This is a genomic window from Staphylococcus agnetis, assembly GCF_002901865.1.
Taxonomy (GTDB): domain Bacteria; phylum Bacillota; class Bacilli; order Staphylococcales; family Staphylococcaceae; genus Staphylococcus; species Staphylococcus agnetis.
The window spans coordinates 1-23006 of sequence record NZ_PPQF01000030.1; the positions used below are offsets into that span (position 1 = coordinate 1).

Genomic DNA, 23006 nt, shown 5'->3' on the forward strand with positions numbered 1-23006 from the left:
ATATCATAGACACCAATGTGCGTTTGTAAAAAAAGCTTTCAAAATTCATGAATAAATGAACTTTGAAAGCTAAAGATATGTTAATGATAGATGAAACTGTCGACTTAAAATTTATCGTATTGTTTCAAACGCTTTTGTGCATCGCCCCAACATTCAATACCGAATAAATTAATTTCTAATTCTTCTGGTCTGAAGATAGGTCGTTTACCTTCTTTACGTTGTCGTTGGTAATCCTTGGCGACAGCAAATGCAACATTAGATAAACCGATAATTGCCACCAAGTTAACAATGGCCATTAAGCCCATAAATAAATCTGCTGTGTTCCATACTGTTTGTGTTTTTACAACGGCACCAACAAAAACTAATACTACAACGAAACAGCGGAAAATAAATAATACAATTTTATTTTGAGATAAGAACTCTATGTTAGATTGACCGTAGTAGTAGTTCCCTACTACAGATGAAAATGCAAACAGTGTAATCGCGATTGATAAGAAGATACCGCCAGCACTTCCTAAATGTTCATTAAGTGCTGATTGCGTCACTTTAACACCTTGCGCAGCACCTTCACCAAATTCTAAACCAGAATATAATAAAATCATAATTGCTGTCGCAGTACAAACAAGTAAGGTATCAAAAAATACACCTAAAGATTGAATTAAACCTTGTTTCACAGGGTGTGTAACTGCTGCTGTTGCTGCTGCGTTAGGGGCAGAACCCATACCAGCTTCGTTGGAGAATAGACCACGTTTAACACCTTGTAAAACAGCAAAGCCTAAAGCCCCACCTGCAGCTTGATCTATACCAAATGCACTTTTAATAATCGTTAAAATCATCGGTACAATTTGATCAATATGTGTGACTAAAATAAACAATACCATTACGATATACACAATTGCCATAATCGGAACGATATATGACGACAATGTCGCAATACTTCTTACACCACCGAATATAATGACAGCCGTAAGCAGAGCTAAAACAATCCCTGTATAAACAGGATCAATGTTATATTGTGTTTGCAATGACTCTGCAATAGTATTCGATTGTACAGTATTAAAAACGAAGGCAAAGGTAATTGTAATTAAAATGGCAAATACAATACCTAACCATTTTTGATTTAATCCTTTAGTAATATAATATGCGGGACCACCTCGGAAGCCGCCTTCTTTATCTGGAACTTTGTATACTTGAGCTAAAGTCGCCTCAACAAAGGCACTCGCTGCACCAATAATTGCAATAATCCACATCCAAAATACTGCACCAGGACCACCTAATACAATTGCTGTCGCAACCCCTGCAATATTTCCCGTCCCTACACGAGAACCTGCACTTATTGCGAACGCTTGGAATGGCGAAATCCCCTTTTCACCAGAATCAAGTGTTTCTGGCTTTTCCGTTAAGGCTCTGAACATCTCAGGTATCCACCTAATTTGAACGAACTTTGAACTGATTGAGAAAAAGAGTCCAGCAGTAAGTAGTAATCCAATTAAATATTGGGACCAAATTAAGTCTGTACCTTCAGTTATTAATGTTTTGAACCAACCCGGAATTAAACTATCAAAATCTTTCACTTTAATCCCTCTTTACTTATCAAATTTTCAAATATACTCAATTTTAAAAACAACTAGGTTCATTCTACCATTGAATAAGACAAGTGACTATAAATTTTTTAAAAGCTACTGTATTTCAAGATGCTTGATGTCACCAAACTGTGTCACATCAACTACAAAACTACCATTCGTATATTGTTCAGATAAGTGGATATCGTTAATGTTGCCTTCAAATTGATGACGATCTGAATGCAAAGTAAAGTGCTCATGCTCAGGTCGACATACTTTGGCATCTACAACACGATGTGGATTTTTCTTCAATTCTTTTAATACTGTGATACCCCGTTGCGCACGTTTAGCCGATTGTAAAAGTGATGCTTTAATTCGTTTTAAAGCGCCTCGTTGAGTGGCAATTAAAATGGAATCTTCACTATCAATTGTGTCCGCCAGTACTACGTAATCTTCATCTTTAAGGTTGATGGCTTTCACACCTGCAGCACGTAATCCTGTATCAGGAAGTTCAGACAATGGATAAGTAAGCGACATCCCTTTGTGTGTGAATAATGTAATCAACTGTAGGTCATTCTTGGATGGCACTTTCATCACAGCCACAACGTCATCACCTGCTTTTACTTTTGCAGCAACAAGGGGTTTCGTTGAGCGCGAAGATTTGAAACCTGACAGTAAACTTTTCTTAATCATACCGTTACGCGTTGCGGTAATAATCGCTTCATCATCAGTAAATTTAGAAACGACATACGCTTGTATTATCTTTTCGTCTTCATCAATAGGTACAATTTGAGATACATGTTGACCTAAATCTTTCCATTTTATATCCGGCAATTTATGCACAGCAATCAGTAAGTAGCGTCCTTTTGACGTAAATACAAGCGCTGTATCTTGTGTATTGACTTCTTGAATCGTTAACACGCTGTCCTTATCTTTAATACCAATTTCGTCTTTACCACTTGCATTAAAGCTACGTAAAGAAGTGCGTTTAATATAACCTTCTTGAGTTAAACTCATCACTACCGTCTCACTTGGTACAATGACTTCTTTATCAATTTTAATTTCAGCAATTTCAGCTTCAATCACGGATAAACGTGGTGATTTAAATTGTGCTTTAATTTCATTCAATTCTGATTTAATCACATCAAGTAACGCACCGTGGTCATCCAGAATATGTTTCAATTTAGCGATTAGAGCTTCTAGTTCTTTATGTTCATCTTGCAATGCAACGATATCTGTATTTGTTAAGCGGTACAACTGTAACATAACAATCGCTTCAGCTTGTTCTTGTGTAAAATCAAATTCAGCAACAAGATTATTTTTTGCATCACTTTTATTTTTAGAGTTTCGAATAATTGCGATGACTTCATCTAGAATAGATAAAGCTTTGATCAAACCTTCAACAATATGCATACGCGCTTCAGCATGACTTAAATCATATTGAGTACGACGTGTGACAACTTCGATTTGATGATTTAAGTAACTGTCAATCATCGGTTTAATGCCCATTAACTTAGGTCGACCTTCACTGATTGCTACCATATTGAAATTATAGGCTACTTGTAAATCGGTATTTTTAAATAAATAATTTAAAATTGCTGTTGCATTAACGTCTTTTTTCAACTCCACTGCAACACGTAAACCGCTTCTATCTGTTTCATCACGTACTTCAACGATACCATCTACTTTTTTATCAGCACGTAACTCATCAATTTTTTTCACAAGACTACTTTTGTTCACTTCATATGGAATTTCTGTCACAACGATTTGTGAACGGCCATTTCGCAACGTTTCAATCTCTGTTTTAGAGCGAACGATAATTTTGCCTTTACCCGTTTCGTAGGCCTTTTTAATACCATCAATACCTTGAATAATACCACCCGTTGGAAAATCTGGGCCTTTGATGGATTTCATAAGTTGATTCACCGTGATGTCAGGATTATCTATATATTTTAACGTCGCTGTGATTACTTCTGATAAGTTGTGTGGCGGAATATCTGTCGCATAACCAGCAGAAATCCCTGTAGAACCATTTACAAGTAAATTTGGAAAACGTGCTGGCAACACCATAGGTTCCATTTCAGTATCATCATAGTTCGGTACAAAGTCGACTGTTTCTTTATGAATGTCACGTAATAATTGCGCTGACAGTAAGCTTAATTTAGCCTCTGTATAACGCATTGCAGCTGGAGGATCATTGTCAATACTTCCGTTATTACCATGCATTTCAACTAACACATGACGTAATTTCCAATCTTGACTGAGACGCACCATTGCATCGTAGACCGACGAATCGCCATGTGGGTGGAATTGTCCAATAACATCCCCGACGGTTTTCGCACTTTTACGGAAATTTTTATCGTACGTATTTCCACTTGAATACATTGCATATAAAATACGACGTTGTACAGGCTTTAACCCGTCGCGTACATCAGGTAATGCACGTTCTTGAATGATATATTTACTGTAACGCCCAAAACGGTCACCAATGACATCTTCTAATGGTAAACTTTGGATGATTTCAGCCATTATGCATTCTCCTCTTCCGATTCATCATTTAAAATTTGAACTTCATCATTTTCTAAAATACTTTGGTCTTCTTGCATACCAAATTGTACATGACGTTCAATCCATTCTCTTCGTGGTGCAACTTTATCTCCCATGAGCGTAGACACACGCTTAGATGAACGTACTTCATCTTCAATTTGAACACGAATCAATGTTCGCGTTTCGGGATTCATCGTTGTTTCCCAAAGTTGGTCAGGATTCATTTCACCGAGACCTTTGTACCGTTGTAAAATGAATCCTTTTCCAAATTCTTTTTGTAATGATTCTAACTCTTCATCTGTCCAAGCATAGGCTACTTTTTTATTTTTGTTTTTACCTTTTTCTAATTTATAAAGCGGTGGTAATGCGATAAACACGCGACCAGCAGCTACAAGAGGACGCATATATTTAAAGAAGAATGTAAGCAATAATACTTGAATGTGTGCACCATCTGTATCCGCATCGGTCATAATTATGACACGGTTATAGTTACTGTCTTCAATATTAAAGTCATTTCCTACACCTGCACCAATCGTATGAATGATTGTATTGATTTCTTCATTTTTAAATATATCTTCCAGTTTTGCTTTTTCAGTATTGATAACTTTACCACGTAATGGCAAAATGGCCTGGAACTTGCGGTCACGTCCAAGTTTTGCAGATCCACCCGCCGAATCACCTTCGACAAGATAGAGTTCATTTTTATCCGTGTTTTTACTTTGCGCTGGTGTCAGTTTACCAGATAGCAACGTATCTTTACGTTTATTTTTCTTACCTGAACGCGCATCTTCTCGCGCTTTTCTCGCTGCTTCTCTCGCTTGTTGGGCTTTAATTGCTTTTTTTACTAACGCTTTAGAAAGTTGACCTTTTTCCTCTAAATAATACGGTAATTTTTCAGCTACAACAGCATCTACAGCACTTCTCGCTTCAGGTGTTCCAAGTTTTGATTTTGTTTGGCCTTCAAATTGGAGTAAGTGTTCTGGAATTCGTACTGATATAATAGCAGTGAGTCCTTCACGTATATCATTACCTTCAAGGTTTTTATCTTTTGCTTTTAAGTCGCCGATACGGCGGGCATAATCATTAAAGACACGTGTCATCGCTGTTTTAAAACCGACTTCATGTGTGCCGCCATCCTTCGTACGGACATTATTAACAAAACTCATAATACTCTCGGAATACTGATCGTTATATTGAAACGATACATCAACCTCAATCTCATTGGACTGACCTTGGAATAAAGCAACGTCATGAAGCGTTTCTTTACCCTCATTGACATATTTTACAAATTCTTTAATTCCTTCTTCATAATGATACACTTCAGTACGTGCTTTATCTGCGCGACGATCTTCTAAAGTAATTTTTAATCCTTGAAGTAAAAAAGCAGATTCTTGTAATCGTTCACTTAACGTATCAAAGTTAAAAGAGGTCGCATTTTTAAATATTTCGGGATCTGGTTTAAATGTTACGGTCGTTCCTGTACGTCTCGTTTTACCTTTAGATATCAGTTTTGTTTGTGGAACGCCACCATGTTTAAACTGTTGTTCAACAATTTTTCCGTCACGGTGAATCTGAACTGTAAGCCATTCACTTAACGCATTGACGACAGATGCACCTACTCCGTGGAGACCGCCAGATGTTTTATAACCACCTTGACCAAATTTACCACCCGCGTGAAGTACAGTAAAAATAACTTCAACAGTAGGTTTCCCTGATTGATGCATTCCTGTTGGCATACCACGACCATTATCGGAAATTGTAATACTTTCGTCTGGATTGATTGTGACATTAATCTCATCACCATATCCATTTAAAATCTCGTCGACAGAATTGTCCACAACTTCATAAACCAAGTGATGGAGTCCACGCTTATCTGTCGAACCAATGTACATACCTGGTCTTTTACGAACAGCCTCAAGACCCTCGAGTACTTGTATTGCATCATCAGAATAGTTATGATTCGTTTTTGCTGACACTCAATTCCCCTCCTACAAACATACGTTCGTTCATCAAACTATACAATAGTTATTCTTATATAAATCACATTAAAATGCAAGTCACAATTGGTATTGCTCGTTAATTTCACCCCTGAATAATGGGAAATTACTTTTTTAGTAACACAAAAAAACATGACGCGTTCAAAAATTGTGGTAAAATGGTAGTAGGTACTAAAAGGATGTGAATGTACATGTCAATTTTCCTAGTAATCGTTTTGAGTTACCTTATTGGGGCAATTCCGAGTGGTTATATAATTGGTAAAATTTTCTTTAAAAAGGATATTCGTCAATATGGTAGCGGAAACACAGGTGCAACAAACAGTTTTAGAGTGTTAGGTAAACCTGCTGGGTTCGCTGTTACTTTTTTTGATATTTTCAAAGGATTTATTGTAGTGTTTTTACCTGCATTATTTCATGTAGATATTCATGGTATTTTAATTGGTATATTTGCAATTTTAGGTCATGTATTTCCAGTATATTTAAAATTCCGTGGTGGTAAGGCGGTTGCTACAAGTGCCGGAGTGTTACTCGGTGTAAACCCCATTTTATGCTTAATTTTAATCGCAATCTTTTTTGCAATTCTTTATTTAACAAAATATGTATCATTATCAAGTATCATAGCCGGCATTTGCTGTGTCATAGGCTCGTTTATAGTTAATGACAAAATACTACTACTGATTAGTTTCGTAGTAGCCTCTCTACTCGTGATACGACATATTAGTAATATCAAACGTATCATTAAAGGCACAGAGCCTAAAATTAAATGGATGTAACCTTTTTCTATTTATTTCTTTTAGGTTTCAAGATAAAATAAGCTTATACCTAGCCTTATTTATGAGAGGAGTTTTAAAGATGCAATTAGAATTTACAGCTGAAGCAATTGAATGGTTTAAGAAAGAATTAGAATTACCTCAAGAAGGCAAAGCACTTCACTTTTTTGTTCGCTATGGTGGCGAATTTCAATTAAAACAAGGATTTAGTCCTGCGTTTAATATTGAAAATGTAAAAGATATTGACGAAATTGGATACGAACAAACACTAGATGGCTTATATGTCGTTGTTGCTGAAAGAGACGTATGGTATTTTGAAGACGATCACCTCAAAATCGACGTCAAAAATGACGAAATCACATATGAAGCTGAATCAAAATAAAAAGAGATTACAATAACATACATGGAACGTAAGATGACGAGATAAAGTTCCTTATAAAATTAAAAGGTTGAGATATAGTATGCTCAACCTTTTTTATATGCCATTAAAATGTCTACACTTAAAACAAACGGTCATGATAATTTGTTTAAACTGACATAATATTAAGAGGAAAAGTTAATACCGTTACTAAGCGTCTCCCTTTTCTTTTGTCAGCTTACATACTTAGCCTTTAAAAACTATGAAAATAGCCTTCATCTTCACCCATATATGAGCGATGAAGGCTATTTAATATGGCAACAGCATCTCTATGCGATTTAATATTACTGATAGAATTAATTTAACGTAAGCTCTTTTTCAACGCCTGCTTGATTTTGTTCATCAACTTTACTATAAACCTCAAACCAATTCGGAAAACGTTTATCAAGACGTATCGGTCTACGTTCATCTTTAGTAATAATCACATTATCTGTGTAACCAGTAGTCACAATGTCACCTTTTTCGTTGTATATCTCATATTGATATCTTGAGCGTAATTTAGAAAATTTTGAAACCCATGTTTTGATAATCACTTTTTCTGGATATGTGACGCTTTTTTTATAGGTGATGTTTAATTCAGTCACTGGTGATACGACACCTTCATGTTCCATTTCACTGTAATCTAAACCGAGTTTACGAATGTAATCAGTACGCGCTACTTCAAACCATGTTGCGTAATTCCCATGGTAAATCACACCCATTTGATCTGTTTCTTGATATCTAGATTCTATCTCAGTTAAAGCATATAACATACGCCGTCCTTCTTTCTATCATTCGTCACTGTTTAGTGTATCATACATCGTATTTAAATAACGATAATAAACTTCATACAGATTAAACGGGATAGAACTACTACGTTCCATCCCGTTTTATTATGATGATAAAAGCATGTTTTATGCTAATTTTTTACGTAATACCAATTGTAAAATACCACCGTGACGATAGTATTCAATTTCAACTTTAGAGTCGAAACGAGCCACTGCTTTAAATTCAATCGTTTGACCGTCTTCTTTTTTCGCAGTAACTGTCACATCTTGTCCTGGCTGAACGGCTTCTGTAATGTCTACAGAAATGTGTTCTGTACCATCTAAACCAAGGCTATCAGCTGACTCACCTGGTTTAAATTGTAAAGGTAATACACCCATCATGACTAAGTTAGAGCGGTGAATACGTTCATAACTTTGTGCAATGACTGTTTTCACACCTAAAAGGTTCGTACCTTTCGCAGCCCAGTCACGAGAAGAACCCATACCATAGTCATTACCAGCTAATACAACAAGACCTGTACCGTCTTCTTTGTATTTCATCGCTGCATCATAAATGGACATCACTTCTTTCGTTGGCCAATATGTCGTATAACCACCCTCAGTACCTGGCGCTAATTGGTTCTTAATACGAATATTCGCAAACGTACCACGTACCATCACTTCATGATTTCCACGACGTGAACCATATGAGTTAAAGTCACGAGGTGAAACACCATTGTCAGTTAAGTACTTACCTGCTGGCGTATCTTTACCAATCGCACCAGCTGGAGAAATATGGTCTGTCGTAACAGAATCACCAAATTTACCCATCACACGTAAATCACTTAATGGTTGAATGTGACCAGGCTCTTTAGATAAGCCTTGGAAGAATGTAGGATTTTGAATATATGTTGATGACGGATCAAAATCATACAATGGTTGATTTGTAGTATCGATTTCATTCCATAATTCGTTATTTTCATATACATTTTTATATTCTTCTTTAAAGAGTTCTGGAGTCACGACACTATCTACAGTATCTGAAACTTCTTGAATCGATGGCCAAATATCTTTTAAGTAAACGTCATTACCTTGCGCATCTTGGCCAAGTGGTTCATTTTGTAAGTCTACATCAACTGTACCCGCTAAAGCATAAGCGACAACGAGTGGCGGTGATGCTAAATAGTTTGCTTTCACTAAAGGATGGATACGACCTTCAAAGTTACGGTTACCAGAAAGGACTGATGTTACTAATAAGTCTTCTTTAGCCACCGCACGTTCAATTTCTTCGAGTAACGGACCAGAGTTACCGATACAAGTTGTACAACCATAACCAACTAAGTTAAACCCTAATTGATCTAAATAGTCTTGTAAGCCGGCATCACGCAAATAACCTGTTACAACTTTTGAACCAGGTGCAAGTGATGTTTTAACATAATCTGGCACTTTCAAACCTTTTTCAACAGCTTTTTTCGCTAAAAGCCCAGCACCTAACATTACATATGGATTAGAAGTGTTTGTACAAGATGTAATTGCGGCAATCGCAATGTCTCCCGTTTTCATTTCAGTTGAACGGCCATCTTTAAATTCAATCGTCGCTTTTTTATCGAATTCACTTTTATCTAAACCGTGACCTTGGTTACCTGCAGGTGCAGTCACAGATTTTTGGAATGCTTTTTTCATATCACTTAAGAAAATTAAATCTTGAGGACGTTTAGGGCCTGATAATGAAGCTTCTACAGTAGATAAATCTAAATCAACAACATCTGTGTAGTTCGGTTCTGCAGAGGCATCAAAGAACATATGGTTTTCTTTTAAATATTTATCCACTGTTTCAATTTGCTCATCAGAACGACCTGTTAAACGTAGATATTTGAGTGTTTCATCATCTACTGGGAAGAACCCACATGTTGCACCATATTCAGGTGCCATGTTGGCAATTGTTGCACGGTCAGCTAATGGTAATTTTTCAACACCAGGACCGAAGAACTCAACAAATTTTCCAACTACGCCTTTTTTACGTAGTAATTCTGTAACACGTAAAGCGAGGTCTGTGGCAGTTGCACCTTGAGGAAGTTCTTTAGTTAAACGTACACCAATTACTTCTGGAATTGGGAAGTAGGATGGTTGACCCAGCATACCTGCTTCAGCTTCAATACCACCAACACCCCAACCTAATACACCTAGACCATTGATCATCGTAGTATGTGAATCGGTACCTACTAATGTATCTGGGAAAGCAACTTGTTCACCATCGTTTTCACGAACATGAACAACATTCGCTAAGTATTCAAGGTTCACTTGGTGAACAATACCCGTTGCAGGTGGTACTGCATTATAATTTTCAAAAGCTTTTGTAGCCCAGTTTAAAAATTGATAACGTTCATAGTTGCGTTCAAATTCTAATTTCATGTTGCGTTCAAGAGCGTCTGGAGATGCGTAGCTGTCAACTTGAACCGAGTGGTCAATAACTAAGTCCACAGGTACTTCAGGATTGATTTTAGATAAATCACCGCCGACATCATCCATTGCCTTACGTAATGATGCTAAATCTACTACTGCAGGTACACCTGTAAAGTCTTGTAAAATAACACGTGATGGTTTAAAAGGTACTTCACCTTTTACGTTTTCTTTACCAAATGTTGATAACGCCTTAATGTGATCATCTGTGATCACAAAACCATCTTCTTGACGTAAAACAGATTCTAAAAGTACACGAATTGAGTATGGTAAACGACTAATTTCTGTTAAACCTTGTGCTTCGAGTGATTTAAGGTCGTAGTAAGTTAGTGTTTTACCATTCACTTGAAACGACTTTTTAGCTTGCTCTTTTAAATTTGAAGCCATAGAATATCCCCCCTGATATTTTTATATGCCGTTAATATAATTGTATAATTATCCTTCTATGAAAACAACTCTATACGCGTGAAAAGCTTTATTTCAGTGTTTTGACTTTCTAATCAGTAACTATAAATAAAAGTTATCAATCTAAGATAGTGTAATAAGTATATATTATGCTATTTTTCAAATGCGCGCTCTATAAGTATTAAGCGCGTTGATTAGAATCCTTGATAAAATGAATTTTTGACTCCTACGATAGTTGAATGATTTCAACTTCCTGAGTCTGTATAAATAAAAAAGCTTAATGACAAGGTATCACCTCATCATTAAGCAATAAGACCGTTTTCTATTATCTTTCCGTATCACGTATCGCTTTACGCTTAGAAATTAATTCTTCTTCATAATCGTTTCTAGAATTTTCAACATATTCTTTTAAACGATGTTTGTTCGGCGTTAATGTTAAACCGAGGAATTTACGTTCTTTATTGGCATCTTTATAGAAACTGACCATCATCAGTATGACAACAAATGAGAACGGCAAGGCACTAATAATCGCTGCATTCTGAAGTGCGGTTAACCCGGCTTCGCCATCTCCACCACCAGATAATAAAAGCACGAAAGCGATAAGAGATTGTGCAACACCCCATGTTACTTTGACAAATGAACTTGGGTTTTGTGAACCAAATGTTGTTTGCATACCAAGGACGAATGTTGCTGAATCCGCTGATGTAATAAAGAATGATGCGATGAGTAAAAGTGCAATAATTGATAACACCATACCCATTGGTAAATGATGGAAAACACCAAATAATTGTGTTTCAACAGACATATCATAAATTTCTTTATGTTTTTTAGCTGTTTCGATACCAAGAACACCAAATACACTGAACCAAATAAAACTTACGATTACTGGGACAAGTAAAACCCCTGAAATAAATTCTCGAATCGAACGTCCTTTAGATACACGTGCAATAAATACACCAACGAATGGACTCCAGCTTAACCACCAGCCCCAATAGTAAAGCGTCCAACTTGCCATCCATTCACGTTTTTGAGGATTTGTGGCAGCTGCATCAAAGCTGTTAAATAAAAATGAATTTAATAAACTACCTGTAGAACTTGTCAACATATTTAAGATTAAAATTGTCGGCCCAATAAATAACGCAGCTAATAATAAAACTGTACCTAAGCCGATATTTAAATTACTTAAATATTGAATCCCCTTACTGAGTCCTGACCAAGCGCTCATAATGAATAAGATTGTAACAACTACAATAATAATCGATTGTGTCACAATATTATTTGGAACACCAAACAAGTAATGTAAACCACCAGCGATTTGAAGCGCACCCATACCTAGGGATACAGCGACACCGACCACTGTGGCAAAAACTGCTAAAACATCAATGAACGTTCCTATTGGACCATCCACTCGGTCGCCTAAGATCGGTCGTAATGTTTTCGATAATAAACCAGGCTCGCCTTTTCTAAATTGTGCATAAGCAAGCGCAAGTGCAACAACACCATAGACTGCCCATGCATGGAAGCCCCAGTGGAAGAATGTAGAACGTAATGACTCAGTAAAAGCTTGAGTAGATTTCGGATCTGCATTCGGTGGTGAAGCAAAATGCGCTAAAGGTTCTGCAGCACCATAAAACACAAGACCAATCCCCATACCTGCACTAAATAGCATCGCAAACCATGACACTGTATTAAATTCAGGTTTATCATTTGGTCTACCAAGCTTCAATTTACCAATCGGACTAAAAATTAAAAAGATACAAAAGAACACAATCACTGTTGTTAAGATCAGATAATACCAACCTAATGTATTCGTAATCCAAGCTGTAATCATAGATGTAAATCCACCGAATTGTTTCGGTATAAATACCCCAATTAAAACAATCGCAAAGATGATAATTGAACTAAAGATAAATACTGGTGAAAACTTCTTACCATTTTCATTTGGATTTGAAGTATTCATATCAATACCTACTCCCTTTCTCCATATTAAATTTTCAAAGATATGTGCATTTTTTGATTAAACGTTTTAAATAAGCTTTAAAATGCAATCGTCATATATACAATAACAAAACAGAATAACATATTCAACGTGGCATATAAAAATAAGTTTATATAGCAAAATTGCGTCTTGCAATATTATGTCTATGATGTATAATTCTTAAAGTGTTTGAAATCACATTCAGGGGGAGAACATCATGTTAAAGGAATTTAAAGAATTTGCATTAAAAGGTAACGTACTTGAATTAGCCGTAGCCGTAGTGATGGGTGCTGCATTCAATAAGATCGTGACATCTCTTGTTGAGAATGTCATTATGCCGCTCATTGGTCTTTTATTTGGTGAAATTGATTTTGCTAAAAATTGGACAATTTACGGTATAAAATATGGTATCTTCATTCAATCAATTATTGACTTTATTATCATTGCTTTTGCGTTATTTATCTTTATCAAAATCGCAAATACACTTGTTAAACCTAAAGAAGTCGAAGAAGAAATTGAAGAAAGTACAGTATTACTTACTGAAATCCGCGATTTATTACGCGAACAAAATAAAAAAGCTTAATCATATGAAACATGAAAAAGCGGCGCTTAAATCAAAAATTTAACGCCGCTTTTTCTATTTAATTAATAGTACCGTTATTCATTGAAAGTTAAAGATGTAGAACTTTGATAATTTTTCGCATTGACTTCTAATATAGTTGGAATTCTATTTTTGAGTTCTGTGACATGGGAAATAATGCCAACGAGACGCCCTGTCGCCTGTAATTGGATTAAAGTGTCTAGCGCCGTCTCTAGCGTTTCTTGGTCTAACGTACCAAACCCTTCATCGATAAACATCGCATCTAGCGAAATGCCCCCTTGTTCATTTTGAACAATTTCACTTAAACCTAACGCTAAAGCAAGAGATGCTTGAAACGTCTCACCACCTGAAAGCGAGGTTATATGACGCGCTTGATTAGAATAATAGTCAAACACTTCAATTTCTAAACCACTATATCCACGACCCTTATCAATTTTACGTACCAATTCATAACGTTGTCCCGTCATATGGCGAAGTCGTTTATTTGCAGCATCTAAAATATGTTCCAAATAATAGATTAAAACATAATTTTCTAACGTTAACTTGAGATTGTTTTTTCCAGAAATCACTTCAGATAAATTAAAAATTGCGCGATGTTGTGTTAAGGATTGCTGAATATATTGAATGATTTCTTCTATTTTTTGAATTTTCTTCTTATTTTCTTGAACTTGAAATGCAGTTTCATTGTATTGCTTAGTGACAGTATTCAAGGCATTTTGTATATGCTCGCTTTCGAGTTGAAGTGCTTGAAGATTATTTTCAGGCAAGCCTTTTAATTTTTGTGACAGCGTATCTCTTTGTGTCGTCCATTTTTGCATATCTTTGTGAAATGTCTCAATACGTGTTTGATATGCTTCTATATGCTCAGCTTCAGTTGTTAATTGACGTAATTGTGCTAACGAGTCTACGTTTAATTTACGCATTTCTTCTTGCACAATAGCATCCACCTTAGCATACCGTTTTTGATTAGATTGATGTTGTGCATCTTGATGTTTTATATCATTTTTAATAATCATTAATTGTTCATTTACTGTTTGAATGTTCGTTTTAAGTTCATCACGTTCCTTTTGAAACGCATTTACTTCTTTTTCAAGTTTTTCATAAGCTGTTTTAAAGGTATAAAAATCATCGAATTGTGTCGTTTGCTTAAATTGCATTACTTTTTGTTTAGCATGGTCATGCGCGTAATTATTCTTAGTGATATCACTTTTTAATTGTTGAGCATTTTCTTCTAAACGTTGTTTCTTGTCGTTTAAGTTTTCAACTTGTTGTTGTTTTGCCGTTAACTCTTTGATAAGTGACGCATTGTGCGCTTTTTGTTTGAGACACGCTTGCTTTTGATGTTCCGGATCCTCAATAGACTCTAATTCCTTCAATTGAATATCAATATGTTTTAGCGTTGTTTGTTGTTCAATCATAGATGTTGCAATTTGACGAACCTTTGCCTCTATTTGTTCATTTTCTTCTAAATGTTTTTTAACTAGCTCCATGTCTTCACCGGCATTTGTATCATGAACAATTTGGCCACATACAGGGCACGGCTCCGATATAGATAACGTGGCACGTAATGTTTGAATCATGTCATCATGTGATGCCATTGATTGAGCGCTTTCAGTAATCTCATGCTTTTGTGAGGCTAACTGTTCAATATGTTGCTCTGACGCTGTCAAAGATGCTGTTAATTCATGGCGTTGTTTATCAAGCTCACACTTACGTTTATATTGCTGTTCAATACCGTCAATCTTATCTAACTCTCTTCTTAACGAAAACTGAGTTTCTTTATATTCATCGAGTTTTGAAAAATCTGTAGCTAAAGTGTCTAATTCTGCTCTGATCTGTTCGAGTTGTGCTCGCACTTTTTCTAATATATGATTTAAGTTTTCGTTTTGTTTTAATAATGCTGTCTCATCCTCAAATGCTTGAATAATGTCTTTTTCATGTTGAATATAATGATGTGTTGTCTTTAGTGTTTCTAGTTTAGTATCCATATCTGTTTGTTTGGCTTCAAGTTGATCACTTTTTTGATGATAAGTATTCAACTCTTGTTGGTACGCTTTCATTTGATTATCTAAGACAGCAAGCTTCTCTTTATTATCATTCATATCTTGTTGCAACTGCTCTAGTTCAGTTAATGCATGTATAGCCAATTGGCTTTCTTTTAATATATGTAATTTCTGTTCGAGTTGCTTGATTTCATCACTTTGTTCTTTTAAAGACAATCTTTGATGCTCAACTTCTTTTAATTCGCTACAAAGTTGTTGTCTCATAGTTTCTTGATCGATTTGCGTTTGAACATGCTTCATTTGTTGTTCAATCTTTTCTTTTTCAGATGATAACTGTGACACTTCTTGGAGACCAATCATGTTAAACTCAGATAAATATGTTTCAATTTGTGCATATTGAGAGACATCCGTCTCAAGATAATGTTTTAAAGTTTCATTATCAAGTGCATACATATCTTGCCAGCAGGTCCGCAATCGATCATACGTTTTATCCATGTCGTCTTGAATAGATTTTGTTTTTTCTTTCAAAGTATTTTTTAAATCTTCATACATGACTGTATTAAATAATGTTCGCAAAATGGTTTGCTTATCCTGACTTTTAGACACAAGAAATGATTTAAACTCACCTTGAGGTAGTATAAATAATTGGCGAAATTGATCAACCTTTAAGTTCATTAACGATTGCAAGTATGCATTGCCTGCATTAATTTTACTTTCTTGAAGGACAAAATGGTCATCCTCAAGTTTATAAACTTCTAAAATCCCGGGCGTTTCGCTTTTTTTATTAGGTTTTGTAAATGATGCGGAACGAATCACTTTATAGCGTTGATGATGCATGTCAAATTCATAGATGACTTTGAGTGGTTCTTCTGGAGGGGCAAAATGACTGCGCAATTGTGCTACTTCACGTGCCGTTGTCGATGCTCTACCATATAATGCATAGACTATTGCATCAAAAATCATTGTTTTACCTGAGCCCGTTTTACCACTAATTAAAAAAAGCTGATTGGTTTCTATTTGTGTAAAATCAATATTTTCCTTCAAAAACGGCCCAAAATTTTCTATAGTTAACCGAATGGGCTTCATCTTTATTCCTCCTCTCCATATTGATTTAAAAATGTTTCAACTTCTTTAGTTTGAATGTCATCTAGAGTTTCATCCATCAGTTCTTTATAAAATGTGTCTATAATTTCAAGAGGTTTCATCTTTTTAATATTGTGAGATGCATTGACATGCGTTGTCGATACATATACTTGTTGTGTCAGTGCCAAGGTATTCGGAAACATTTTTTTAAGCTGTTGCATGGGATCTTTGACCATTTCAAGCTCAGATAAACTGAAATGGAAATAATCTTCTTTATTGTCATGTGCAAAACGTCCATTCACAGCATCATCATATGTGGTTTCAACATATTGCAGCTTTCTACGTGGTGACAACGGTATAAAATTTTGAGTGTAATCCTCTTTATTAAAAGTGAAACAGCGGATACCTTTTGGCTGATTGACTTCAGAAAATGAATATTGTAATAAAGACCCACTGTAATAAATATGACTCTGATTTAAAGCAAAAGGATGATGAATATGTCCTAACATCACTGCATCAAATAACGCCACACAATGTGAACGCACACTTTCAATCGTCCCAACGGTGAGTTCCCTTTCAGAATCACTTTTTGGTGCACCGAATATAGTAAAATGTCCAATCAATACATTTTGCTTTGAAGTTTCTATCTGCGGTTTAATACGTTCAACAAGTTGTGTGACAGCTTCTTCATATGTAGTTATTTCTGTACCTAAAAATGCTCTTGCTTCTGCTAACGTGAAAAATGGTAAGGTGTAAAAACACACATCCCCAAATATAATGGGTTCCTCAAAGTCTGTTAATGCTGTACGAATATAGAGGTGATTCCGCTTGAACCAATGGGCACCGTAGCGTAGGCGCTCTTTACCATCATGGTTCCCATTTGTAATAATCATTGGTATCTTTAAATCGATGTTTAAGCGTGCTATCGTACGTTCCATAAGCTCGATGGCCCGTTTACTTGGCATGGCAGTATCAAATATATCACCTGCAATAACCAAAACATCGGGTTGCTCACGTTCAACTTTATCCACCAGTTTCTCTAAGATATCGGCTTGATCCTCTAGAAACGTGTGTCCATTCAACACTTTTCCCAAGTGCCAATCTGCTGTATGTATCACTTTCATCATATCACTCCAGAACATTTGTTCTATTTTATTTTAATGAATACATGACTTGCATGCAAGTAAAAACCGAGCTTTATTTCACAACCATCTTCATGATGTGTTTAAAAGCCCGGTTTATCACTTATAAAATTTAAGAGGCATTTCCTAGTTGACGTTTAATACTTCTATAACGTAATAACATGGCAACGCGCCATGGTAATAACATACTAAATGCTAATAAGAAAAACATACCTGCTAACTCCCCAGGATGGACTGAGTTACCGATATAAACTTTTAAAATTGTACGCATAATTAGTAATGATACTAATATAATAGGGAATGCTTTAGATTTTTTTAAATATATTTGTTGGTCTTTTACTTCAAAGTGTGACGTAAAGATTAAAATTGATGAAAAAATAAATCCTACGATAACGGATTCTAAAATTTCTAAACCCGTTAGTCTAAAATATGGTACCACATACATCAATGCGCCTGTTGCCATAAATAATGGTGGTAACATAATTTTTTTAGTGTTGACAGGATATTTTTGCGCTTTTACACGAATAAAAATGACGACAGCGCTCATAAAAAATGCGACGAGGATAGAAAATACTAAAAACGTCATATGTAAATCTCCTTTATAGCTCACCAGTAATAAGCGTATTATATCATATTGAATACCGATACGTTATTGAATTGCCCTATATCATACCATATATAAATAAAATAAGAGATTCGGAAATCATCTCAGATCCGAATCTCTTTTTCATCATTTAAAAGTTGGACATTAAAACTTTTTGTCCATGTTTTTATTCATCATTGTCATCATTTGATTAATTTTTTTCTGTGATGGTTTTTGACCCATTTGCATCATCATCATACGTAACATTTCTTCGTTAATTGGAGGATTTTTCTTTAAATAATCCATCATATATTTACGTGCGAGGAAAAAGCCACCTACAAGTCCAATGATAAGTGCAAGTACAATTAATACGATTGCCAACCATGTAGCCATTATTTCACCCACTTTCTCTATCCTTTTGCATTTTACTAAAATTGATTCAAGTTTTCAAGGTCATTCCAATACTTTCATGAAAATAGAGAGCGGACATTAACGTCTCGCCCTCTATCCTTTCGAAATAATCTATAATGTGGGTGGAAGTCCCGATTAAACATACGTGATGAATGACATCATTTACAAAATTAAAAATGATTAAAGTGCTTCGATTTGTGAAAGAATATTTTCTTTAGTGAAACCATATTTTTCAACTACTAAGTCACCAGGCGCACTTGCACCATAACGATCAATACCAACAACAATGCCTTTCATACCAACATATTTGTGCCAACCAAGCGTTGCGCCCATTTCTACTGCAACACGTTTAGACACTTCTGGAAGTAATACCTCGTCTTGGTAAGCTTTTGGTTGTTGTTCAAATGCGTGCCAGTTTGGCATTGATACCACACGTACACCTTTTCCACGTTGTTCAAGATCTTTCGCAACCTCAACCACTAAGCTCACTTCAGAACCTGAAGCTAACAATACGTATTCTGGTGCTTTTTCTGTTTCATACACAACATAAGCCCCTTTACGTACACCTTCTTCAAGTTTTGATTCTTCAACATCTAACACTGGTAAGCCTTGACGTGTTAATACAAGCGCTGTAGGCGTGTTATTAGATTCTAATGCAACTTTCCATGCAACACGTGTTTCGTTGCCATCAGCTGGACGAATAACGTTTAAGTTAGGAATTGCACGTAAACCAGCTAATTGTTCAATTGGTTCGTGTGTTGGACCATCTTCACCAACTGCAATCGAATCATGTGTGAAAATGAACGTTGAACGTACTCCCATAATTGAAGATAAACGTAGTGCTGGTTTTAGGTAATCGCTAAATACAAAGAAAGTAGCGCCATAAGGATGTAAACCACCGTGTGCTGCCATACCATTCACTGCAGCTGCCATCGCAAATTCACGTACACCAAACCAGACATTTTTACCAGTGCCATCTTCTGCAGAGAAGTCACCTTCAGCTTTAACGTTCGATTTATTTGATGACGCTAAGTCAGCTGAACCACCGAAGAATGACGGTACAGATTTACCGATTGCTTGAATGATTTCTCCAGAATCTGCACGAGAAGCCGCTTTGTGACCTAACTCAAAACGTGGTAACGCTTCGTCATAGTTTTCAGGTAATTCTCCTGCAATGGCTAATTTAAACTCTTTCGCAAGTTCAGGATATTTTTCAGCATACGCTTCCAAATCTTTTTTCCATGCCGCTTCATGTTCGTCTGCACGTTTGATCATCGTTTCATTAAAGATTTCATACACACTATCATCCACTTGGAATGTTTGAGTCGCGTCTAATTCATAATTTTTGAAAGTTAATTCACGTTCTTCTTCACCTAGTGGTGCACCATGAGAACTGTGACTGTTAGATTTATTAGGAGAACCATAACCAATAATTGTTTTCACTTCAATGATTGTAGGTCCTTCTTGAGATTTTGCTTCTACAATAGCGTTATTGATGGCTTCCATATCATTACCATCAGTAACCATGATATGATTCCATCCATACGCTTCAAAACGCTTCTTAATATCTTCAGAGAATGATTTGTTCGTTTTACCGTCTAAGGAAATATCATTTGAGTCATATAACGTGATAAGTTTATCTAATTTTAAATGACCCGCCAAAGATGCAGCTTCGTGAGAAATCCCTTCCATTAAATCGCCATCAGAGGCTAATACGTAAGTATAATGATCTACAACAGAAATATCGTCTTGATTGAATTTGGCAGCTAAGTGTTTTTCAGCCATTGCCATACCCACTGACATCGCAAAACCTTGACCTAATGGCCCTGTTGTAATTTCTACACCTTTTGTATGGTTGTATTCAGGATGTCCTGGTGTTTTAGAGTCCCATTGTCTAAATTGCTTTAACTCTTCTAATTCTAAGCCACCAGAAACGTGAAGCAAGCTATATAAAAGTGCAGAACCATGACCCGCAGATAAAACAAAACGATCGCGGTTGAAATACGTATTAGAATTAGGATTAAAATTTAAATGTTGCGTCCAAAGTGTGTAAGCCATTGGCGCGGCACCCATTGGTAAACCAGGGTGACCAGAATTTGCTTTCTCAATTGCATCAATGCTAAGCGCACGGATGGTATTTACTGCATGTGTGTCTTTTTGTCCAAACATATTATGACTTCCTTTCTATTCGCTACTAGGGTTATTATACCTTATATACGCGGATAAAACCTATAATTTCATTTGTATTTATAGAGAACTAATGACGTGTATGATTTTGCTTTTGAATTTCTTTTAATTTGCTAGGTGTCACGTCGTTACCCTCAGGATCAATCACCTTCGTATGTTCGATTTGATTTTTAAAACTATTACGAAATGAAGCAAGATATTCACTTCTTAAGCGTGATTGTTCTTTTGCTTCAACTTCAGTCAAACCTTCACTTTTCTTTTTCTTAGCGAGTGCATTAATACGTTGTAATTTTTCTTGACTAAGCATAATTGAAAACCTCCGTCAATATTCTCTACAAAATATAACAGAAAAGATGCATAAAACCAACCACTCTGACTTATAAGCTGAATAAAAAAAGACAATGTGAAACGTCATTCATCATTTCACATCGTCCTTATAAAACCTTTATATTGAATTGTGTATAGTCTCATTACCGTGCGCCTCATTTCTATGTCTTTATGTCAAATGTTCGGTTTTAAATTTATCGAACTGTCACAGCGAGCACACTTTGTTGATCATTAGACTTTTGTTCGTATTTTTGTACGTGTTCTGTTTGGTTAGAATTAATTTGATGATCAGTCATTTCGTACGTTTGTTCTGTATGCGCAGTTTGGCTAGTCATAATAAAAAACACGAAAAAGATAATCATAGAAACAACAAATACTGATAAATACAGATATATTTCATTTAATTTAACTTTAATCATTATCAACATCTCCTAGAACATTTGTTTGTGTTACTAATTTAACAGAACGAATGTTCTATGTCAACACCAAAACGAACAAATGTTTGTTCTGTTCGGATAACTATGCTATAATGTACATAAATCAAGCAAAGGAGTGCAATCAGATGAGAGAACTGACAAAAAGACAAGAAGAAATATTTGAATTTATTAAGCATATTGTTCAAACAAAAGGATACCCGCCAAGTGTTCGAGAAATAGGAGAAGCAGTTGGATTAGCTTCAAGTTCAACTGTTCACGGTCACTTATCACGCCTTGAAGAGAAAGGCTACATCCGTCGTGACCCTACAAAACCTCGAGCAATCGAAATCGTAAGTGAGCTCATGGGTGAACCAGTAAATATGGAAGAAACAATTTATGTACCCGTTATCGGTAAAGTTACCGCTGGTACGCCGATTACTGCTGTAGAAAATGTTGAAGAATATTACCCACTGCCTGAACACTTTACTTCTACACATAATGGCCAAATCTTTATTTTAAATGTTGTAGGAGACAGTATGATTGAAGCTGGTATTTTAGATGGCGATAAAGTAATCGTAAGAAGTCAATCAATCGCAGAAAATGGCGATATCATCGTAGCGATGACGGAAGATGATGAAGCCACAGTGAAACGTTTTTATAAAGAAAAAAATCGTTATCGTTTACAACCTGAAAATAGTAGTTTAGATCCTATCTACTTAGAACACGTCACTGTGCTAGGTAAAGTTGTAGGCCTATTTAGAGAACTGTAATTCAATGTGATCTCCTTTGCTTATATAAAAACACCATCCCTAATTTGCGGATGGTGTTTTTCTTATCATATTTTTTAATTTAAACCGAATTGTTCTTGTGGTACAACGCCTTGTTTAATTTCAGAAGGCAACTGACTTTTCATTTCTACAAATAATTCTTGAAATCTCGTCTCTTCTTCATCTACATAGCCTTCAAAGACAACCTTATCAATATTTTCTTCATTGAAATAATAAATTTGATCTTCAACAACCCCTAAAGGATATTTACACGCGGAATAATCAAACATATATTTTTTATCATCTATTTCTACAATAGGACCACGATTAATAATCATTAATTTTTGTGAACCTTCTTTTAAATATATAATACTTCCAATTGTTTTCATAAATATCTCCAATCCCTTTAGTTACATCAAAGCATTAGCTTATTATGTATTTAAAATAGAACGTTATTTTTTTTTATAGATTATAGCTTCAGATACTCCAACTTTTACAGTAGCATAGCTTAAAAAACTAAAAAATATAAGGAAAATTAGATGTATAATACCAATAATAAAATTAAAATCATTATATAGTAAGATAATGGTTAATGTCATAGAT

Annotated in this window: 18 protein-coding genes; 4 read left to right on the top strand and 14 right to left on the bottom strand. The window is 35.5% G+C overall.

Features of this window, described 5'->3' with window-relative positions:
- Positions 1-104 precede the first annotated feature (104 nt).
- The 3 genes from alsT to parE form a co-directional block, all read right to left on the bottom strand.
- Entirely contained in the window at positions 105-1574 is a 1470-nt protein-coding gene (gene alsT / locus CD172_RS05955; RefSeq protein ID WP_085622333.1) for a glutamine transporter AlsT, read from the bottom strand.
- A gap of 105 nt (positions 1575-1679) precedes the next feature.
- A complete protein-coding gene (gene parC / locus CD172_RS05960; protein ID WP_103345764.1) occupies positions 1680-4091 on the bottom strand; it encodes a DNA topoisomerase IV subunit A in 2412 nt (803 codons plus the stop codon).
- Complete coding sequence (parE, locus tag CD172_RS05965) at positions 4091-6085, bottom strand: DNA topoisomerase IV subunit B (protein ID WP_037564461.1); 1995 nt, start codon at positions 6083-6085, stop codon at positions 4091-4093. The genes parC and parE overlap by 1 nt, the downstream gene beginning before the upstream one ends.
- Before the next feature lie 212 nt (positions 6086-6297).
- On the opposite strand from parE, the gene plsY reads away from it, so the two are divergent.
- Both plsY and CD172_RS05975 read left to right on the top strand, forming a co-directional pair.
- Complete coding sequence (gene plsY, locus CD172_RS05970) at positions 6298-6879, top strand: glycerol-3-phosphate 1-O-acyltransferase PlsY (RefSeq protein WP_037564464.1); 582 nt, start codon at positions 6298-6300, stop codon at positions 6877-6879.
- A gap of 79 nt (positions 6880-6958) precedes the next feature.
- Complete coding sequence (locus CD172_RS05975) at positions 6959-7258, top strand: HesB/YadR/YfhF family protein (RefSeq protein ID WP_060550987.1); 300 nt, start codon at positions 6959-6961, stop codon at positions 7256-7258.
- A gap of 332 nt (positions 7259-7590) precedes the next feature.
- Here the strand turns inward: CD172_RS05975 and menI are convergent, their stop codons facing one another.
- The 3 genes from menI to CD172_RS05990 all read right to left on the bottom strand — a co-directional run bounded on the left by menI (position 7591) and on the right by CD172_RS05990 (position 12865).
- Positions 7591-8046, bottom strand: a complete 456-nt coding sequence (menI, locus tag CD172_RS05980; protein WP_060550985.1) for a 1,4-dihydroxy-2-naphthoyl-CoA hydrolase MenI — start codon at positions 8044-8046, stop codon at positions 7591-7593.
- Between the two features lie 141 nt (positions 8047-8187).
- Complete coding sequence (acnA, locus tag CD172_RS05985; protein WP_103345765.1) at positions 8188-10887, bottom strand: aconitate hydratase AcnA; 2700 nt, start codon at positions 10885-10887, stop codon at positions 8188-8190.
- Positions 10888-11230: 343 nt separating this feature from the next.
- The gene (locus tag CD172_RS05990; protein WP_103345766.1) at positions 11231-12865 is read right to left on the bottom strand and encodes a BCCT family transporter; all 1635 of its coding nucleotides are present in this window, start codon (positions 12863-12865) and stop codon (positions 11231-11233) included.
- Between the two features lie 235 nt (positions 12866-13100).
- On the opposite strand from CD172_RS05990, the gene mscL reads away from it, so the two are divergent.
- The gene (gene mscL / locus CD172_RS05995; RefSeq protein ID WP_037564479.1) at positions 13101-13466 is read left to right on the top strand and encodes a large conductance mechanosensitive channel protein MscL; all 366 of its coding nucleotides are present in this window, start codon (positions 13101-13103) and stop codon (positions 13464-13466) included.
- Positions 13467-13540: 74 nt separating this feature from the next.
- Here mscL and sbcC read toward each other — a convergent pair whose 3' ends face one another.
- The 7 genes from sbcC to sosA form a co-directional block, all read right to left on the bottom strand.
- A complete protein-coding gene (gene sbcC, locus CD172_RS06000) occupies positions 13541-16573 on the bottom strand; it encodes an exonuclease subunit SbcC (protein WP_103345767.1) in 3033 nt (1010 codons plus the stop codon).
- Positions 16574-16575: 2 nt separating this feature from the next.
- Positions 16576-17694, bottom strand: a complete 1119-nt coding sequence (gene sbcD / locus CD172_RS06005) for an exonuclease subunit SbcD (RefSeq protein WP_103345768.1) — start codon at positions 17692-17694, stop codon at positions 16576-16578.
- A 130-nt stretch (positions 17695-17824) separates the two neighbouring features.
- Complete coding sequence (locus CD172_RS06010; protein ID WP_037564483.1) at positions 17825-18298, bottom strand: CcdC family protein; 474 nt, start codon at positions 18296-18298, stop codon at positions 17825-17827.
- A 162-nt stretch (positions 18299-18460) separates the two neighbouring features.
- Positions 18461-18700 carry a YneF family protein gene (locus CD172_RS06015; protein WP_037564485.1) on the bottom strand — a complete coding sequence of 80 codons (240 nt, stop codon included), beginning with the start codon at positions 18698-18700 and terminating at the stop codon, positions 18461-18463.
- Positions 18701-18886: 186 nt separating this feature from the next.
- On the bottom strand, positions 18887-20875 hold the full coding sequence (gene tkt / locus CD172_RS06020) for a transketolase (RefSeq protein ID WP_103345769.1): 1989 nt from the start codon (positions 20873-20875) through the stop codon (positions 18887-18889).
- Between the two features lie 88 nt (positions 20876-20963).
- Positions 20964-21200 (bottom strand): DUF896 domain-containing protein, encoded by a 237-nt coding sequence (locus CD172_RS06025; protein WP_060550975.1) that lies wholly within the window; start codon positions 21198-21200, stop codon positions 20964-20966.
- A 214-nt stretch (positions 21201-21414) separates the two neighbouring features.
- A complete protein-coding gene (gene sosA / locus CD172_RS06030; RefSeq protein ID WP_060550974.1) occupies positions 21415-21639 on the bottom strand; it encodes a DNA damage-induced cell division inhibitor SosA in 225 nt (74 codons plus the stop codon).
- A gap of 143 nt (positions 21640-21782) precedes the next feature.
- Between sosA and lexA the strand changes: the two genes are divergently transcribed.
- Positions 21783-22406, top strand: coding sequence for a transcriptional repressor LexA (lexA, locus tag CD172_RS06035; RefSeq protein WP_037564495.1), 624 nt, complete (start codon positions 21783-21785; stop codon positions 22404-22406).
- A 74-nt stretch (positions 22407-22480) separates the two neighbouring features.
- Here the strand turns inward: lexA and CD172_RS06040 are convergent, their stop codons facing one another.
- Positions 22481-22792 (bottom strand): DUF4176 domain-containing protein, encoded by a 312-nt coding sequence (locus CD172_RS06040; RefSeq protein ID WP_103345770.1) that lies wholly within the window; start codon positions 22790-22792, stop codon positions 22481-22483.
- Positions 22793-23006 lie beyond the last annotated feature (214 nt).

What these genes read in the sequence shown, in the direction of transcription:
- parC (WP_103345764.1), bottom strand. Translation starts at nt 4,091, where the DNA reads ATGGCTGAAATCATCCAAAGTTTACCATTAGAAGATGTCATTGGTGAC.
- plsY (WP_037564464.1), top strand. Translation starts at nt 6,298, where the DNA reads ATGTCAATTTTCCTAGTAATCGTTTTGAGTTACCTTATTGGGGCAATT.
- CD172_RS05975 (WP_060550987.1), top strand. Translation starts at nt 6,959, where the DNA reads ATGCAATTAGAATTTACAGCTGAAGCAATTGAATGGTTTAAGAAAGAA.
- menI (WP_060550985.1), bottom strand. Translation starts at nt 8,046, where the DNA reads ATGTTATATGCTTTAACTGAGATAGAATCTAGATATCAAGAAACAGAT.
- acnA (WP_103345765.1), bottom strand. Translation starts at nt 10,887, where the DNA reads ATGGCTTCAAATTTAAAAGAGCAAGCTAAAAAGTCGTTTCAAGTGAAT.
- CD172_RS05990 (WP_103345766.1), bottom strand. Translation starts at nt 12,865, where the DNA reads ATGAATACTTCAAATCCAAATGAAAATGGTAAGAAGTTTTCACCAGTA.
- mscL (WP_037564479.1), top strand. Translation starts at nt 13,101, where the DNA reads ATGTTAAAGGAATTTAAAGAATTTGCATTAAAAGGTAACGTACTTGAA.
- sbcC (WP_103345767.1), bottom strand. Translation starts at nt 16,573, where the DNA reads ATGAAGCCCATTCGGTTAACTATAGAAAATTTTGGGCCGTTTTTGAAG.
- sbcD (WP_103345768.1), bottom strand. Translation starts at nt 17,694, where the DNA reads ATGAAAGTGATACATACAGCAGATTGGCACTTGGGAAAAGTGTTGAAT.
- CD172_RS06010 (WP_037564483.1), bottom strand. Translation starts at nt 18,298, where the DNA reads ATGACGTTTTTAGTATTTTCTATCCTCGTCGCATTTTTTATGAGCGCT.
- tkt (WP_103345769.1), bottom strand. Translation starts at nt 20,875, where the DNA reads ATGTTTGGACAAAAAGACACACATGCAGTAAATACCATCCGTGCGCTT.
- CD172_RS06025 (WP_060550975.1), bottom strand. Translation starts at nt 21,200, where the DNA reads ATGCTTAGTCAAGAAAAATTACAACGTATTAATGCACTCGCTAAGAAA.
- sosA (WP_060550974.1), bottom strand. Translation starts at nt 21,639, where the DNA reads ATGATTAAAGTTAAATTAAATGAAATATATCTGTATTTATCAGTATTT.
- lexA (WP_037564495.1), top strand. Translation starts at nt 21,783, where the DNA reads ATGAGAGAACTGACAAAAAGACAAGAAGAAATATTTGAATTTATTAAG.
- CD172_RS06040 (WP_103345770.1), bottom strand. Translation starts at nt 22,792, where the DNA reads ATGAAAACAATTGGAAGTATTATATATTTAAAAGAAGGTTCACAAAAA.